This is a genomic window from Stutzerimonas sp. Brlt_14 (genome assembly GCF_051948915.1).
In the GTDB taxonomy this organism is placed as follows: domain Bacteria; phylum Pseudomonadota; class Gammaproteobacteria; order Pseudomonadales; family Pseudomonadaceae; genus Stutzerimonas; species Stutzerimonas stutzeri.
Window position 1 is genome coordinate 575,118 of record NZ_JAYJLM010000001.1, and the last position, 15,694, is coordinate 590,811.

At 64.4% G+C, this 15,694-nt stretch carries 13 protein-coding genes; 2 read left to right on the top strand and 11 right to left on the bottom strand.

What is annotated here, in order from left to right; all coding sequences use genetic code 11:
- Positions 1–20: 20 nt before the first annotated feature.
- A complete protein-coding gene (locus tag VF716_RS02835) occupies positions 21–923 on the top strand; it encodes a LysR family transcriptional regulator (protein WP_108242122.1) in 903 nt (300 codons plus the stop codon).
- A gap of 55 nt (positions 924–978) precedes the next feature.
- Here the strand turns inward: VF716_RS02835 and VF716_RS02840 are convergent, their stop codons facing one another.
- The 9 genes from VF716_RS02840 to VF716_RS02880 form a co-directional block, all read right to left on the bottom strand.
- The gene (locus VF716_RS02840; protein WP_019405915.1) at positions 979–1,452 is read right to left on the bottom strand and encodes a hypothetical protein; all 474 of its coding nucleotides are present in this window, start codon (positions 1,450–1,452) and stop codon (positions 979–981) included.
- A gap of 10 nt (positions 1,453–1,462) precedes the next feature.
- Complete coding sequence (locus VF716_RS02845; protein ID WP_279645738.1) at positions 1,463–1,897, bottom strand: DUF6152 family protein; 435 nt, start codon at positions 1,895–1,897, stop codon at positions 1,463–1,465.
- Between the two features lie 304 nt (positions 1,898–2,201).
- Positions 2,202–3,689, bottom strand: a complete 1,488-nt coding sequence (locus tag VF716_RS02850; protein WP_049326076.1) for a SulP family inorganic anion transporter — start codon at positions 3,687–3,689, stop codon at positions 2,202–2,204.
- A gap of 379 nt (positions 3,690–4,068) precedes the next feature.
- The gene (locus VF716_RS02855; protein WP_049326075.1) at positions 4,069–5,130 is read right to left on the bottom strand and encodes a hypothetical protein; all 1,062 of its coding nucleotides are present in this window, start codon (positions 5,128–5,130) and stop codon (positions 4,069–4,071) included.
- A gap of 3 nt (positions 5,131–5,133) precedes the next feature.
- On the bottom strand, positions 5,134–5,382 hold the full coding sequence (locus VF716_RS02860) for an acyl carrier protein (RefSeq protein WP_011913978.1): 249 nt from the start codon (positions 5,380–5,382) through the stop codon (positions 5,134–5,136).
- Positions 5,379–7,280, bottom strand: coding sequence for an HAD-IIIC family phosphatase (locus VF716_RS02865; protein ID WP_049326074.1), 1,902 nt, complete (start codon positions 7,278–7,280; stop codon positions 5,379–5,381). Before VF716_RS02865 ends, VF716_RS02860 begins: the two co-directional genes overlap by 4 nt.
- Before the next feature lie 20 nt (positions 7,281–7,300).
- Entirely contained in the window at positions 7,301–8,839 is a 1,539-nt protein-coding gene (locus tag VF716_RS02870; protein WP_440551667.1) for an MBOAT family O-acyltransferase, read from the bottom strand.
- Positions 8,840–9,102: 263 nt separating this feature from the next.
- The gene (gene rfbD, locus VF716_RS02875; RefSeq protein ID WP_197860994.1) at positions 9,103–10,011 is read right to left on the bottom strand and encodes a dTDP-4-dehydrorhamnose reductase; all 909 of its coding nucleotides are present in this window, start codon (positions 10,009–10,011) and stop codon (positions 9,103–9,105) included.
- Positions 10,012–10,498: 487 nt separating this feature from the next.
- Positions 10,499–11,128, bottom strand: coding sequence for a LysE family translocator (locus tag VF716_RS02880; protein ID WP_108242124.1), 630 nt, complete (start codon positions 11,126–11,128; stop codon positions 10,499–10,501).
- 398 nt (positions 11,129–11,526) lie between these two features.
- On the opposite strand from VF716_RS02880, the gene VF716_RS02885 reads away from it, so the two are divergent.
- The gene (locus tag VF716_RS02885; protein WP_440551672.1) at positions 11,527–13,614 is read left to right on the top strand and encodes a response regulator; all 2,088 of its coding nucleotides are present in this window, start codon (positions 11,527–11,529) and stop codon (positions 13,612–13,614) included.
- A 6-nt stretch (positions 13,615–13,620) separates the two neighbouring features.
- On the opposite strand, the gene VF716_RS02890 is transcribed toward VF716_RS02885, so the two are convergent.
- Both VF716_RS02890 and VF716_RS02895 read right to left on the bottom strand, forming a co-directional pair.
- On the bottom strand, positions 13,621–14,322 hold the full coding sequence (locus tag VF716_RS02890; RefSeq protein ID WP_011913985.1) for an SDR family NAD(P)-dependent oxidoreductase: 702 nt from the start codon (positions 14,320–14,322) through the stop codon (positions 13,621–13,623).
- A 16-nt stretch (positions 14,323–14,338) separates the two neighbouring features.
- Positions 14,339–15,640 (bottom strand): ABC1 kinase family protein, encoded by a 1,302-nt coding sequence (locus tag VF716_RS02895; protein WP_041755620.1) that lies wholly within the window; start codon positions 15,638–15,640, stop codon positions 14,339–14,341.
- Positions 15,641–15,694 lie beyond the last annotated feature (54 nt).

Sequence of the window (15,694 nt, forward strand, 5' to 3'; positions counted from 1 at the left end):
CGCACAAATCGAAGGTGGCAATGGACAAGCTCAAGGCGATGGCCAATTTCGTGAGGATCGTCGACAACGGCAGCCTGAGTGCGGCAGCCGACGCCAGTGGCCAGTCCGTGGCATCGGTGGTGCGCTCGCTGGCCGCGCTGGAGAGCCACCTGGGTGTGCGCCTGCTCAACCGCAGCACCCGGCGCATGGCCCTCACCGATGAAGGCGCGCAATACCTGGCCTGGAGCCGGCGCATGCTTGCCGAGTTCGCCGACATTGAGCAACGCCTGGATGCGCAGGACGGCAGCGTTCGCGGCCTGCTGCGCCTCACCGCCCCGGTGGAGTTCGGCCAGCGCTACCTGGCACCGCTGGTGAATGCCTTTCTCAAGGAACACCCGCAGGTGCAGGTGGAGCTGAACCTGAACGACCAGATCGTCCCGCTGCTGGACGAGCGCCTCGACCTCGCCCTGCGCATCGGCCACCTGCCCGACTCGACCCTCGTCGCGCGCCCGCTCGGCACCACCCGGCTGGTCACCTGCGCCAGCCCGGACTACCTCGCCAGCAGCCCGCCGATCGACACCCCGGCCGCGCTCAAGGAGCACGCCTGCATCCTCTTCGCCGCCCAGGGCCGGCACTGGTACTACCGCGACGGCGACAGGGAACAGGCCGAAGAGATCACCCCGCGCCTGACCTGCAACCAGATCCGCAGCGCCAGCCTCGCCTGCGTCCAGGGCCTGGGCATCACCCGGCTGATGCACTACCAGGTCGCCGACGAATTGGCCGATGGCCGCCTGGCGAGGCTACTGAAGGATTACGAACCGAAGGACCTGCCGATCCAGCTCGTCTACCCGCACAGCCTGCAACTGTCGCCACGGGTGCGGGCGTTTGTGGAGTGGGCCTGTCCGCGGCTGGAGCGGGTCATGCCGGTGTTGGAAGCCGGTTAGCAGGCGCAGCGGTCTTCTTAAGCGCCTTACGGCCGCCTGCAGCGCCATCTGCGTTTCAGACAAAGCCGATCCAACGACCCGCTATAAGTATGGATAGCCACAGAGTGGCGGATGTGGCAGCCAGCACGCGGACGCGTACCCTCGGCGGCCCGCCATGCAGCGCGGCATGAAAGTGTTCGCCGCGATGCTGAAGTGCAATGTTGCAGATGGCCAGCAGGAGCAGTGCGACCTTGCAGAGGAAGGCAGGATTGTCCGCATACGCCACGGGGTTCACCGAGAACAACCAGAGCCCCGTCACCACCGCCAGCGTGGCGCCCGTTGCCGCCGCTCGGACGAGAAAGGGGCCGAGGACCGACAGATCGCGGCCGTGCGCAGACCGCAATAGGAGCACATCCAACGGCAGTATCGAGCCCAGGAGCAGCCCTATGCCAAGAATGTGTGCGGCGTTGACGACGAGATAGGCGACCCAGTATTCCTGCAGGAAGACCGCACCGGGCCAGCCCGCAATCGCCTGCAGGAAAGCTGTCATGGCCCTGTCGTCATTGCCCGATGCGTTCCGGATACATGTCGTACTGCTTGCCACCCACGGTGATGCGGACGGCTTTCATATGCGCTTCGTTCGGCTCTTTGGTGCGGTTGCCGAGCACGGTGATTTCATCGCCCACCTTGGCGGTATCCCCGGTAAAGCCTGAACGTTTCGTCTGGCTCGGATTGCCCAGATCGACCTGCCATATGCGGCCGTCTTCTGCCTTCACGCGCAAGGCCGGATGAGGTGGCGCCATCGAGATCTCGGCAATCGTGCCCTTCAACTCCGACTGCTCTTCTTCGGCCCAGGCCCAGCCGTGGTGCGCGAAGGCCTGCGTCGTGACCAGCGTCATCGCTGTCACGCACAGCGTCAGGGCGAAACGATGAAGCGCTTCGCGCGCCATAAAGATCTCATGGCGGGCGGTTCGGCTTTGGCTCGATAGGGACATGATCATGGCTCCTCAGCGAAGAATGGCTGGGCGTCCGACACGGCGAACGCAGTTCCCGAGTTTTAGACCGCAAAGCGCTGCAGTGCCGAGGATCGAGGGAGGAATGTGTAGCATCCTTTTTCGAGCGCCACCCTCGGTCACTCCAGAGAGCTGAACTCCCATGGATCCGGTTGCCCCGACCGAACTGCTTCGGCCTTCATCGTCCAACTCGAAAGTCGCTGCCGTGACCCCTTTTGCCACTGCCGACATGAGCAATCGCACCTAATAGCCGGCACCGGTATTCCCGCAGCGGTGCCGGCTCGGCTCAGTGACCTATCAACTCGTCGGCGCTGTGGGGTTTGTCGTGCACGCCGAATCTGTCGACGATGGTGGCGCTGGCTTCGTTAAGACCCAGCACGTCCACTTCGGTGCCTTCCCGGCGCAGCTTGATCACCACTTTGTCCAGTGCAGCGACCGCGGTGATGTCCCAGAAATGCGCGCGGCGCAAGTCGATCGTGACCTTGGCGATCGCCTCCTTGAAATCGAACGCGTTGATGAATTTGTCCGCCGAACTGAAGAACACCTGGCCGGCAACGGTATACGTACGGTGATCCGCCGCTTCATTCAATTCGGAACTCACCGAGAGGTAGTGGCCAACCTTGTTGGCGAAAAACAACGCGGCCAGTAACACGCCAACCAGAACGCCATAGGCCAGGTTATGAGTGAACACAACCACGACCACCGTGGCGACCATCACGATATTGGTCGACAGCGGATACCGACGCAGGTTGCGCACCGAGTCCCAGCTGAAGGTGCCGATGGATACCATGATCATCACCGCCACCAGCGCGGCCATGGGGATCTGCCCGACCCAATCGCTCAGGAAGACAACCAGCAACAGCAGCACAACACCGGCGACCAGCGTGGACAGACGCGTGCGCCCACCCGACTTCACGTTGATCACCGACTGTCCGATCATGGCGCAGCCAGCCATGCCGCCCAGCATGCCCGCTGCGATGTTGGCGACGCCCTGCCCCTTGCACTCGCGATTCTTGTCGCTGGTGGTATCGGTCAGGTCATCGACGATGGTCGCGGTCATCAGCGACTCCAGCAGGCCGACCACGGCCAGCGCCGCTGAGTAAGGGAAGATGATGGCCAGCGTTTCGAGGTTGAGCGGCACGTCCGGCCAGAGGAAAACCGGCAGCGTATCGGGCAGCTCGCCCATGTCGGCGACGGTGCGGATGTCCAGGCCGAAGTACATGGCTACCGCCGTCATGCTGAGGATGCACACCAGCGGCGACGGAATGACCTTTCCGAGCTTTGGCACGTGCGGGAACAGGTAGATGATGGCCAGGCCCGCGGCCGTCATGGCGTAAACGTGCCAGGTGACGTTCGTCAGCTCCGGTAGCTGGGCCATGAAGATAAGGATCGCCAGCGCATTGACGAAGCCGGTCACCACCGAGCGCGAGACGAAGCGCATCAGCGAGCCGAGCCGCAGGTAGCCGGCGATGATCTGCAGCACCCCGCACAACAGCGTGGCGGCCAGGAGGTATTCCAGACCGTGGTTCTTTACCAGCGTGACCATCAGCAGGGCCATCGCCCCGGTGGCTGCTGAAATCATGCCTGGACGGCCGCCGACAAAGGCTATTACCACGGCGATGCAGAAGGACGCGTACAGCCCGACCTTCGGGTCCACGCCTGCGATGATGGAGAAGGCAATGGCTTCCGGAATCAGGGCCAACGCAACGACGAGACCAGACAGCACGTCACCACGGATATTTGAGAGCCAGTTGTGTTTGATCGATTGCAACATTGGTAAATCCGAGGCAAGGGACGCAACCGCACCATACAAAGTGGCGTTCAGAACGCGTCGTGTTCGAGATATAGGCATGACTGACGGCCGCACGGGCGCGGTCGGATCGCTGCAGCAGCGAGGCGAGTCAGCCGCGATGGGCCGAATCGAATGGTGGGGCGTTTCGCTATGGCGGCGTAGGCAGCCAGGCAGAGCGGGTCGGAACGTTCATACGGTCGGTACGTCGGTCGGAATTGCAAAGGGCGCGGACCATACCACAGCACGCACGCCCGATGCGACCTGACGACCGGCGGCTCCGTGCCACATACGGCAGGACGAGCAACTGGCCGGACTCGTTCCGTTACTCATCTCCGACCTCGCGACGTTTGCCGAGGTTTGCTCAGGGCGCACCGTACACGCCGCTGCCAGCCAGTACCGACTCGCCAAGCCGTGCCTGCTCGGCTTCGCGCAGCTGGTCGGCCAATGCCTCGGAAAAGTCATGAACGGCGGACCAGCGAAGGTGAATCGCATCGACGAACGCACCGGGCGGCGCTAGCCACTCTCGATCGGCATTCCAGTACTTTGCGCCACCGTGTCCGGCAATGGCCGCGCTCAGTTTGGTATCGAAACGGGCGAGGAAGTGGCCGTCGGCATCGAACTTGACCTTCCACTGCGGATGCAGCGGCGTGGACACCACCAGCAGCTGCCGCTGCTCCTGTCGAAGCCGTTCGGACAGCCGTCCAAGCGCTGCGAAGCAGCTATTGTCCAGCGGGTCGGGCTCGCCATAGAAAAGGCCTCGATCGGCGCGCGGCTCCAATGGTCCGTCGCCGTGTCGCGTGAATACCAGCGGGTCCCATTCGATCTCGTTGGCGCGTTGAGCCTTGATTGTCCGGGCGTTGCGCAACAGCGAACGCGGCGAGAAATAGCGCATGTAATAGCCCCAGCGCGAGGCCTGCTGATAGACATAGTGGTCGGCATCTTCCCGGTCGAAGACCGCGTCCGGCACCTTCCAGCAGCCGGCGAAGTCCAGCGGGTCGACGATCATCACCACCTGACGAATGCTCGGTTGGCGATCCAGCAACCAGTCGGCGACATAGGCAGACTGGTTTGCATGCAGGCCACAGAAGGCGCCGTTGAACGGACGCAGCTCCGGGGCGCTCGACCTGAGCACGTCACCGTCGACATGACGCCAGGCGACTGATGAACCGATGACCAGCAGGTTGGGCTGATCGATCGGGTTGTGCCGGAGGAAACGCAGCTTTTCATCCACGCACAGGCTGTTGGAGAAAGCCGGCGGTGGCAGGTTGTCACTGTGGTGCAGCCATGCGAGCAGTGCGGCAAAGGCGCCGAGCATTCCGAACAGCCCAGCGAACACCCCCAGCAGATAGCTGGCTCGCACCGGTTGCCGTTCAGCTCCGGTCCGGGCGGCGCCGCCCCGGCCGCTATCGACAGTTGCGCTCATGGCTCAACGCCCCCCGAGCTTGCTCTGGATCAGTTGCACGAAATGGCCGACGTTCTTCAGCGACTCCAGCTCAGCAGTGCGGAACTTGATGCCGAAGCGTTGCTCGGCGGCCACGATCAGCAGGACATGGGCCTGGCTGTCCCAGCCATCGATGTCGTCGGCCGTGGTTTCGGCCGTGAGGACGATGTCGTCATCGTCGAACACGTCGTGAAAAACCTGGGTCAGCGCCTGGAGAATTTCCTTTTCGTTCATGCTTGCACCTGGATGTGGTGGTTTATGGATAGGCGTGACGCCAGCTCGCAGCGCCAGAAACTGGCATCGGGGGTTGCGTTATCGGGGGCTGAGCGCTGCTCGAAGCCCAGTCGCGGATAGTGCTCGGCGACCATGCCGTTGCGTTCGGTGGGGCGGTATTCGCCAACCAGGGCACGCCAGCCGGCAGCCGCGGCTGCATCGGCCAGCACGCCCAGCACCGCCGACTCGACTTGGCGGCCCAGCACGCGACAGCTCATCAGCCAGCTGTCGATCAGCAGTTCGTCAGCCTCGATGGCTGCATCCGGTCGCGCCAGCACCACGCTGATCAGGCCGCTATCGCCGAACTTGTCCTCCAGCCGCAGGGCCAGCGCAATGGCTTGCCGATCGCTGGCCATGCGCTCGACTTCGGCTTCGGTATAACGGCGGGTGGTGAGATTGAACTGGTTGGTCTTGTTGATCAGCTGCGTGGCGCGGGCCAGCTCTGCACTGCCGATGCGGCTGACGCGCAGCACCATCTGCAACCCGCGCAGGTAGCCGTCCATGTCCGTGGCCTGGCTCTGCGCGGACTTGCGTTCGGCATTAAGCGCATAGCTGCGGCCACGCTCGGCGTCGTCGGAGGTAAAGGACACAGCTTCGAAATAGCCCGCGGCGGCTATCCGCGCGGGGTAATCGGCAACGTCGTCGGGCAGTTCCGGCACAGCGACTTCCGGCAGCTCGCGGCGCACGATGTCGCGTTCGGCGGGGTTGTCGTCGACGAATACCAGGCTGTCCAGGCCGATATCCAGCATGCTCGCGATGCGCCGCAGGTTGCCGGCCTTGTCTTCCCAGTTGGCGACGAAAGCTGCGACATCGCTGCGCTCCAATGCCATCTCCGGATGCGCGAACGCCGCCTCGGCGATGTGCAGGTCGTTCTTGCTGCATACCGCGAGAATCACCCCGCGGCGCGCCAGTTGCGCGGCATAACGCTGAAAGGCGAGAAACGCCTCGCCGCTGGGGCTGCCCTGGCCGAGCTGGATACCGTCGATACCGTCATCACCGATCACACCGCCCCACAGGGTGTTGTCCAGATCGAGCACGAGGCACTTGTGCGACAGCCCCGCAGTGGCGGCCGCTATCCGTGCCAGATGATCGCCGTAAAGCGGGGCCAAGGCCGGGCTGACCAGCTGCTTGGCCTGGTACCAGCGCACCGGGTCGGCCAGGCCGTCGCCATAAGCGGCTGCGTGCCACGCCAAATCGAGCAGCAGCACGCCATCCTCGCGGGCAGCGCCGCGGATAGCCGCATTCAAGCGTTCGATGACTGCCCGCGGCGAAGCCGGCACCAGTGCTTCGTAAGAGCCGAACAATGGCGGCGCGACCGGCACCAGGGTTTGCTGCACCACCTGCGCGGCGTAGCGCTCGCGGGCCCGGCGCCAAAGGAGGCGCAGCTCGTCGACGCGCTCTGCGACGGCGGCATCCACCTCCGCCTGGCCTGCGTGCAAGGGCAGTTGCAGCGGCGCGTCATGGGCGTCCAGCGCCAGTACCAGCAGTTGGGGGGAGAAGGCGTTCAGCGCCGGGTCATCGGCCAGCAGCGCCTGGCGGTACATGCCGTAAGGCGCAACGTGCAGCGACAGCGCCAGGCGCCGCTGCAGGCCGGCCATGCGAATGGTCGGCAGCAGGTGGTCCACCGTATGCGAGGCGAGCAGCGCCACGCGCAGCGGCGTCAGTCGTGCCGCCGCTGCATGCTGCTCGATGCCGGCGGTGGCCAGCTTGTCCAGCCGTGCGGTCAGCGTGAAGTCACGCTGGTATGCCGCCAGCCGAGCGGCTTCGTTTAGCCGCTGCAGTGGGTCGTCGATGCGCTTGGCCTGGCCGATTGCGCTGGCCAGGTCAGGGTGCGGCGGTAGCCAGGAGAGTTGTTGCATGCCGGGACTCCTTGTCGTGGTCAGAACTGGAAGTAGAGAAATTCGGTCGGCGCCATGGAAAAGGCGATCGCCAGGGCGAAGAAACCGAGCACACCTACCGCCATGCCGTGGATTGCCGATGGACGCCAGGCGCTGACTGGCAGCAGCCGTTCAGTCCAATGAAGCTGGGCCTGATAGTTGAGTGCTGTGCGGAAGTGGCCCATCCACTGCTGCACGTTGGGCATGCCCCAGACGAACGCCAGCAGCGCGGCGATATAGGCGAAGTCCGATCGGTCCATGTGCACGCTGTCCGGGCTCAAACCGAGCATGCCTTGGAGGACCGCCAGCGCGGCCGGCACGTCGGCGGCGCGGAAGAACACCATCGCCACCACCACGCACTGGAAGGTCACCAGCACGGCCAGCGCCTGATGCCACCAGACCTCGCTGTCCAGCTTCCAGCCCTGGCGTACTTTCCAGGCGCGCCAGCCATGGGCGACCACCAGGTAGAAGCCATGTAGCAGGCCGAACACCACGAATTGCCAGCCGGCGCCGTGCCAGATGCCGGAGATGAACATGGTGAATACTGTCGGATAGGCGACCAGCGCGAGGAAGGTGCCAAGTGTCATCTTGCCGCGGCGCGGCTGCGGCTTGCCGGCTGCCATACGGGCACGGGTCACGCGCAGCACAATGGGGTTGTAGAGGTAGGCGGTGAGAAAGCGCGTCAGCGTCATATGCCAGCGCGACCAGTAGTCGATGACGTTGCGCGCCTTGAACGGGCTGTTGAAGTTGGCCGGCAGGCTGATGCCGAACAGCAGCGCAAGCCCGATGGCCATGTCGCTGTAGCCAGAGAAGTCGAAATAGATCTGCAGCGTGTAGGTCAGCGCGCCGGTCCATGCGTCGTAGAACGCCGGGACGGTGCCGTCGGCGGCCAGGCTGAAGACCGGCGTGGCTTTCAGCGCGAGGGTATCGGCGATCACCACCTTCTTGAACAGGCCGAGCAAAAACACCGTGGCGCCCAGCGACAGGTTGTCGATGCGCGCGCGGAAGCTGTCGCGGTCGTTGAACTGCGCAAGCATCTCACCGTGGTGGGTGATCGGTCCGGCGATCAGCTGCGGGAAGAAGCTGATGAATAGGCAATAGTTGGCGAAGTCGTGTTCTTCCACTACGCCATCATGGGCGTCGACCAGGTAGGCAATCTGCTGGAAGGTGAAGAACGAAATGGCCAGCGGCAGGATCATGTCCTCGACGCGCCAGCCCAGTTCCAGCGCGGCATCCAGGGTGCTGAAGAGAAAGCCGGTGTACTTGTAATAGACAAGCAGCAGCGCATTGGCAGCCACTGCCAATGCCAGGATACGGCGCGACGGGTGCCGGCGCAGGTAGCCGCCGAGGAGGTAGTTGAACAGCATGCTGCCGACCAGCAGCGAGACGTAGACCGGATTCCACCAGCCGTAGAACACCAGCGAGACGACCGTTAGCCAGATCACCGCCAACCGTTGTCGGCCCGATCCGGTCAGCAAGAAGAATCCGAGCAGCACCACCGGAAGAAAACCGGCAATGAATTCCATTGAATTGAAAAGCATCGTCCCTACTCCCTGCTCAGCGTTCGTGCATCGCTGCTCAGGCCGCCATTCGGCGGAGGCGGATCATCGCCAAGGGTCCGTGCACTTCGGTCGCGGCACTAGCATCCATCAGGTGTCGCGGCATCCTCGGTCCATCAGCGGATGCTCGCCCGGCGACGGCATTACCCGTCCCCCATGAGCTCCTTATGAGTCCGACTTGAACGTGTAAGAAAAAGTTTCAGGAAATCATGACCGTTCAGCGGCGCGATCTGAGCGGTCACTCACTATGCCGAAACTGCCTCATAGAACAGGCCACACGGGCTTTTCAAAGCGTCGATGACTGCCTCCAGATCCACGGACCACAGCGCAGGGGGGATGCCGAAAGCCTCCGTAAAACGACTGCAATCCAGCACGGACCAAGCCGGACGTTTCGCTGGGGTTGGATAGGCTTCGGTAGCGATAGGCGTCAATCGAGGTGGGTGCCGGACGATCCCCGCGCGGACCGCTTGCTCAAAAATGGCCTGGGCAAATTCGAACCATGAGCAGACAGGCTGGCTGCTGTAGTGATAAAGCCCCCACGGAAGCTTGCCGTCTGCCTGATAACGCAATGCGAGGTCGAGCAAAACCGACGCTATCCGATCCGCACTGGTCGGACAGCCAACTTGATCATCGACGACGCGTAATTCCGTTTCACCTGCCAGGCGCAGCATCGTTTTCACGAAGTTGCTTCCATGCCTGCCGAACACCCAGCTGGTTCTTAAGATCAAGTGCTTTTCAAACTGCTGAACCTGGAGCTCCCCGGCCCGTTTGCTTGCACCATAAACGCTAATTGGGTTCGTTTGATCGCTCTCGACATAGGGTCGCGCCAGTACTCCGTCGAAGACGTAGTCTGTCGAAAGATGAAAGAGTGGAATACCGTGGCGCTGCGCTTCCTTGGCCAACTGATGGGCACCGTCTCGGTTAATGCGATATGCCGCCTCGACCTGTTCCTCCGCGGCATCTACGGCGGTGTACGCGGCGGCGTTGATGATCAGGTCCGGATTCGCCGATTTCACTGCATTCGCAACGGATCGAGGACAGCTGACATCAAGTTCCGCTTTACCGAGGCCTATTACGTGCAATCCCCTCTTGGCCCCCTCCTCGACCAAACTGCGCCCCACCTGACCATTACTTCCGGTAATTAACATCTTCATTAGCCATATCCTTAAGCGAGTCGGCGTCTAGCGAGCATTGGCGATTCATCCCGACGAACAAATCGCGGAACAGTGATTCAAGGGAAATGGCCAACTTCCAGCGTAGAAACGACTGGACCACGATGCCGTGTGGCACCGCGCACCCAATCGATGGGATCGACCTGTGGCGATATTCGAGGCTGCACCGTTGGGAGCCGGGCAACTGGTCTGGTTCACGATTCACCTCCATGTACTCGCGAAAGGCAGCTCCGTACCGACGCTCGGAATTGGCCTCGAGGCGCCGGCGCATGGGCTGTAAGACTTTCGTTCTACATGCCTGGTTCCCTGGTCCAGGCCGCCACCCAAGCCTGATCAACGAAAGCAAAGGCGTGCCACCTAGCAGCGTTCTTCCTAGACGCACCAGTTCGATGGCGCTGTGCAGCGTGACGTTGCGTTTCCTAAACCGTTCTCCAGCCCCAGAGCGCGGAAGCGGAGCTTTTCGCGCTCCCTACGGTCCGCTCGAAGCCGCCAGCCTCACCCCGAACCCCACCAGCACTCCACCGGTCAGCCGGTCCAGCGCCCGGGTCAGCGCGGGACGGCGCAGCAGTCTGCCGAGCGGGATCGTTGCCGCGATCAGGATGGCGAACCAGGCCAGGGTCAGCAGTACATGCAGGCCGGCCAGGAAGAACGAATAGGCGGCCACATCCGCGCCGAGCGGGACGAACTGGGGCAGGAAGGTGACGTAGAACACGCCCACCTTGGGGTTGAGCAGGTTGGTCAGCAGGCCGCGCCAGAAGGCCTGACCGCTCGCTGCAGAAGGCGCCTCGAGCGTGCCCGCGTCGAACGAGGCGCGAGGTTTGAACAACAGATGCGAGCCGAGCCAGATCAGGTAGGCGGCGCCGGCGAACTTGACCAGGGTATAGGCAAGTTCCGAGGCCTGCAGCAGCGCGCCGAGCCCGAGCGAGACCGCCACCCCCCATGCCAGGCAACCCAGACAGATACCCGCCGCGGCCAATACCGCCTGCCGCCGCCCTTCCAGCGTGGCCGTCCGCAGCACGATGGCCGTGTCCACACCCGGCGTGACGGTCAGCAGGGACGCGGCTGCGATAAAGGCAAGCATCAGCGGCAGATCGATCATCGGAAGCGCTCCTGTCGTCTCGTAGCCCATCTGACCGGCCAGATGCCGCGGGTCGCCGGGCTGACGTGCGTTGTAGCAGACAGGCGAGTCCGCAGCCAATTCGACGTGGTCGCGCGTGGCACGCTGCACCGGATCGACAGACCCGCAGACGTCCAGAACACGTTCGGGCCGTCTAGCGGCCCTTTGGCGCAGGCTCCTATCTCCCACCGGCGTTCACCGATACCATGCCGTGCTCAAGCGGGTGACCATGCAGCTCCTGGGAACACTCTCGCTTGTCGGCAGTCCGCCCAAGGACGGACCTGCTTTCGCACTGCCCGACACCGGCAGCCGCGTCGAGCCATGTCCGATCGATCGGGAGCCCTGATCGGACCACCAACCAGACAAGGCGCACGTTACAGATGGCAGGCGAAACTGCGGAAGCAAAGCGAATCGTTCTCGGCATGCGCGACAGCGACAAACGGCGCGAGCTCGCCGCGCTGCTGGCCGCCGAGGGCTACAGCGTCGGCCTTTGCACTGACCAGACGAGCCTGGCACAGCGCATCGACGAAACGGTCGACGTCGTGATGCTCGCCGACGAGCTGGCGGCGGGGCCGTTGGATGAGGTCAGCGCCGCGCTCGAGAGGCTGCCACCCGGCAGTGCCATCCCGTTCATTCTCCTGAGCCGCGACGCCGAACCCCATGCCGCGCTCAAGGCCCGCCTGCCGGCGACGATCAGCGACTTCGTGGTACTCGAAGAATCGGTCGGGCCCGCCACGCTGCTCAGCTGCCTCGCCACCTGCATACAGCTGCATCGGGAGCGGCTCGCCCGGCAGCGACAGAAGTCCGCACAAGTCGATGAGCGAGCCCGCTTCGAGCGACTGATCGAGAACCTTCCAGTCGGGGTCTGCTTCATCGATACCGACGGCAATACGCTGCTCAGCAACCCCAAGTACGACGAGTACGTGCCGAACCGGAAGATACCTTCGGCGGCGCCCGACCGGGCTCGGCGCTGGGTAGGCCTGGACAGCCACGGGCAGGTCATACCGCCGAGCCAGTACGTCGGTGCCCGTGCCCTGCGCGGCGAGCAGGTAAATGACCAGGACTACCGGTACTACCCCGAAAACGGCGGCGAACGCTGGCTGCGCCTGAGCGGCGTGCCCCTCTATGACAACACCAAGCAGCCGATGGGCGCGGCGGTAGTGATCATCGACGTCGATGCCGAGAGGCGCAGCGAGGAGATGCTGCGCGAGTTCAATCAGCAGCTCGAGCAGGAGGTCGAGCTGCGAACCCAGGCACTGCAGCAGGCGCTCGACCAACTGACCGTCGAAGTCCAGGAGCGCAGCCGGGCAGAGGAACAACTGCGCCACTCTCAGAAGATGGACGCCGTCGGCCAGCTTACCGGCGGCATCGCACACGACTTCAACAACATGCTGACTGGCATCATCGGTGCGCTGGATCTGATTCGCCTGCGCCTGGATACCGGTCGCCATGACGACCTGCCGCGGTATCTCGACGCGGCACATGGCTCGGCGCAGCGCGCCGCCTCCCTGACCCAGCGCCTGCTGGCCTTCTCCCGCCGCCAGCCTTTGCAGACCCGGCCGACCGCGGTCAATCCGCTGATCCGCTCGCTTGCCGAGCTGTTGCAGCGCAGCCTGGGCGAAACCATCCGCTTCGAGCTGGCCATCGACGAGGCCGCCGGGCTCGCCCTGGTCGACCCCAGCCAGATGGAAAACGCCCTGCTCAACCTGACGTTCAATGCCCGGGATGCCATGCCGGACGGCGGCACATTGCGCATCGAGACGCAGCGCCTGGAATTGCCAGCGGAGCAGGCCACCCGCCACGGCGTGCAGGCCGGCGAATACCTGTGCGTGCGCGTCATCGACACCGGCATTGGCATTCCAGCGCCCCTGGTGGACAAGGTGTTCGAGCCTTTCTTCACGACCAAGCCCCTCGGCGAAGGTACCGGGCTCGGCTTGTCGATGGTCTACGGCTTCGTCCGCCAGAGCGGCGGCTTCATCACCATCGACAGCTGCCAGGGCAAGGGGACCCGCGTCGCCCTGCACATGCCAGCGGCGCCTGCCGACGCGCGGGAAGAATCGGCCGCGGCAACGAGCCGCGTTCCCGGTGCAGGGGGCGGGCGCACGGTACTGTTGGTCGAGGACGACGACACCGTGCGGCCGCTGCTGCAGAGCGCGCTCGAGGATTTCGGCTACCGTGTGCACCTGGCCGCCGACAGTCAGAGCGCCCTGGAAGTCGCCGCACAGCTCGATTCGCTCGACCTGCTGCTGACCGATGTCGGCCTGCCGGGGCTCAACGGCCGCCAGCTCGCCGAAATGCTTCAGCAACGGCGCCCTGGCCTGCCGGTGGTGCTGATCACCGGCTACGCCGAACAGGCCGCGACCCGCCTCGACTGCCTGGCCCCCGGCATGCAACTCATGACCAAACCCTTCTCGCTCGAACTGCTGGCCGAAACCGTAGCCCGCGCAATCACCACCCCGGTTGGCTGAGAGGCCCTACCACGGCAGCACTTCTGCGCTGTACGCATGGAACCCGCCACTCGCCTCGGGCCCCAGGCTGTCGATGACCCTGAGCAGATCCCGCGCGGCATCCGCGGGTGGACGGCCGATTTCGGCGCCACGGAAGGGTCGGGACAGGTCCGAGTTCACCGTGCCCGGGTGCAACGCCAGCAGCACGGCATTGGGCTGGCTGCGGCGCACCTCGATGGACGCCGTCTTGATCAGCATGTTCAGTGCGGCCTTCGAGGCGCGGTAGCTGTACCAGCCGCCAAGACGGTTGTCGCCGATGCTGCCCACCTTGGCCGAGAGCATGGCGAGCACGCCGCGCTGACGGTCCAGCAGCCCGCAGAAGTGACGCAGCAGCAGCGCCGGCCCGAAGGTGTTGATCTGGAAAGTCGCGAGCAGCTGGGCTTGGTCGAGATCGGCGAGGCGCTTTTCCGGCATGAAATCCGCGCCGTGCAGCACGCCGGCAGCGTTGATGATCAGGTGGAATGGCCCCTGCCCCGCCACCGCGTTCGCGGCCCGTTCGATGCTGACCGGATCGGCGAGGTCCAGCGCCGGTTCGGATCCACGACCGAGCGCGATCACCGTCGCGCAGCGCGGGTCGGCCTGCAAGGCAGCGACCAGCGCCGCGCCGATGCTGCCGGAAGCGCCGATGACCAGCGCGCGAAATCCTGGGGGAAATGACTGCAACGGCATGGCGATCTCCGGCGGTTCAGGGGCGCGGGGCACCGCTTCGCCAGCGCTCGATATGCTCGGCGAGCAGGTCGGCGATGGGCAGGCGGGCGCCAAGGCGGTAAAGGTTCCAGTAGTGACCTTCAAGGGTGCGATTGATCAGCAAGGTGCCGGAGGCCGGTTGCAGGCTGCCGAGGGCGGACATCAGCAACGGAAAGAGTTCGGACAGTTGCTGATGCAAGGCCGCTTCGCGGAAGTCCCACTGCGTGCCCGGTTGCAACAACGGGTGCAGCATCAGGTGGATGCGCCGATACAGCCCGTGCGGCGGCATGCTGCCAGGCTGACGTCCGCCGAGCATCTGGAAGCCCGCCTCGAGCGCCTCGCTGGAAGTGCCGCGCAGCGCCTCGAAGATCTGCACGTAACCGGCCAGCAGACGCGGTTCCAGGCGCAGCACGCTGCCGAAATCGTAGACCACCAGTTCGCCGCGCTCGGTCCAGGCCAGGTTGCCCGGATGCGGATCGGTGTGCAGCCGCTGCAGACCGAACGCCTGCTCGGCGAGCCACTGGCAGAGGCTTTCGGCCAGGCGCTGGCGGACATCGGCGGGCGCCTGTTCGACCTCGGCCATGGAACGCCCGGGGCGGTCCTCCAGCACCAGCACGCCGGGCCGACAGAGTTCGCTGGCAGCGAAGGGAATGCCGATGCCGGGCCAGCCGCTGAAGTGTGCGCGGAAGGCTTCGAGGTTTTCACGTTCGGCGGCATAGTCCAGCTCCTCGCCGATGGCTCGCTGCAGCTCGGTATAGACCGCCTCCAGCCGCGCCGGTGGCGTACCGAACAGACGCCCCAGTGGCATCAGGCGGCGCAACTGGCGCAGGTCCGCTTCGCAGATCGCGTGAATGCCGGGGTACTGGACCTTCATGATCAACGCCCTGCCCTGGCGATCGCGGGCGCGATGCACCTGGCCCAGCGAAGCGGCCGCGGCAGGCGTCGGTTCGATGGATTCGAACAGGTCGTAGAGGCGGCCGTCATACAGCCGCTGCAGGTTGGCTTCCAGTGCGGCGAACGGCAGCGAGGGCACCTGATTCTGCAGACGCGCCAGCGCCGCGCTGATGGGTTCGGGCAACAGGTCCTGCCATTGCGAAGCCTGCTGGCCCAGCTTGAGCACCGGGCCTTTCATCTGGCCAAGGGCATCGCCCAGTAGCTCGCCGACCGGCTGCCAGTCGATGCGCGCCTTGCCCGGCGTGATGCGTTGCACCAGCAGATTGCCGGCGATCCGCGCACCGGTGCCGCCCAGCTGCAGAAAGCGGCCGAGCGCCGAAGCCGAGGGGCGCGAGAATCGAGACATGGCGGCTACCTGTGAAGGCAAAGGCTGATCATGGAACAGCCGCGATGTCGATCC

What these genes read in the sequence shown, in the direction of transcription:
- VF716_RS02835 (WP_108242122.1), top strand. Translation starts at nt 21, where the DNA reads ATGGACAAGCTCAAGGCGATGGCCAATTTCGTGAGGATCGTCGACAAC.
- VF716_RS02840 (WP_019405915.1), bottom strand. Translation starts at nt 1,452, where the DNA reads ATGACAGCTTTCCTGCAGGCGATTGCGGGCTGGCCCGGTGCGGTCTTC.
- VF716_RS02845 (WP_279645738.1), bottom strand. Translation starts at nt 1,897, where the DNA reads ATGTCCCTATCGAGCCAAAGCCGAACCGCCCGCCATGAGATCTTTATG.
- VF716_RS02850 (WP_049326076.1), bottom strand. Translation starts at nt 3,689, where the DNA reads ATGTTGCAATCGATCAAACACAACTGGCTCTCAAATATCCGTGGTGAC.
- VF716_RS02855 (WP_049326075.1), bottom strand. Translation starts at nt 5,130, where the DNA reads ATGAGCGCAACTGTCGATAGCGGCCGGGGCGGCGCCGCCCGGACCGGA.
- VF716_RS02860 (WP_011913978.1), bottom strand. Translation starts at nt 5,382, where the DNA reads ATGAACGAAAAGGAAATTCTCCAGGCGCTGACCCAGGTTTTTCACGAC.
- VF716_RS02865 (WP_049326074.1), bottom strand. Translation starts at nt 7,280, where the DNA reads ATGCAACAACTCTCCTGGCTACCGCCGCACCCTGACCTGGCCAGCGCA.
- VF716_RS02870 (WP_440551667.1), bottom strand. Translation starts at nt 8,839, where the DNA reads ATGCTTTTCAATTCAATGGAATTCATTGCCGGTTTTCTTCCGGTGGTG.
- rfbD (WP_197860994.1), bottom strand. Translation starts at nt 10,011, where the DNA reads ATGAAGATGTTAATTACCGGAAGTAATGGTCAGGTGGGGCGCAGTTTG.
- VF716_RS02880 (WP_108242124.1), bottom strand. Translation starts at nt 11,128, where the DNA reads ATGATCGATCTGCCGCTGATGCTTGCCTTTATCGCAGCCGCGTCCCTG.
- VF716_RS02885 (WP_440551672.1), top strand. Translation starts at nt 11,527, where the DNA reads ATGGCAGGCGAAACTGCGGAAGCAAAGCGAATCGTTCTCGGCATGCGC.
- VF716_RS02890 (WP_011913985.1), bottom strand. Translation starts at nt 14,322, where the DNA reads ATGCCGTTGCAGTCATTTCCCCCAGGATTTCGCGCGCTGGTCATCGGC.
- VF716_RS02895 (WP_041755620.1), bottom strand. Translation starts at nt 15,640, where the DNA reads ATGTCTCGATTCTCGCGCCCCTCGGCTTCGGCGCTCGGCCGCTTTCTG.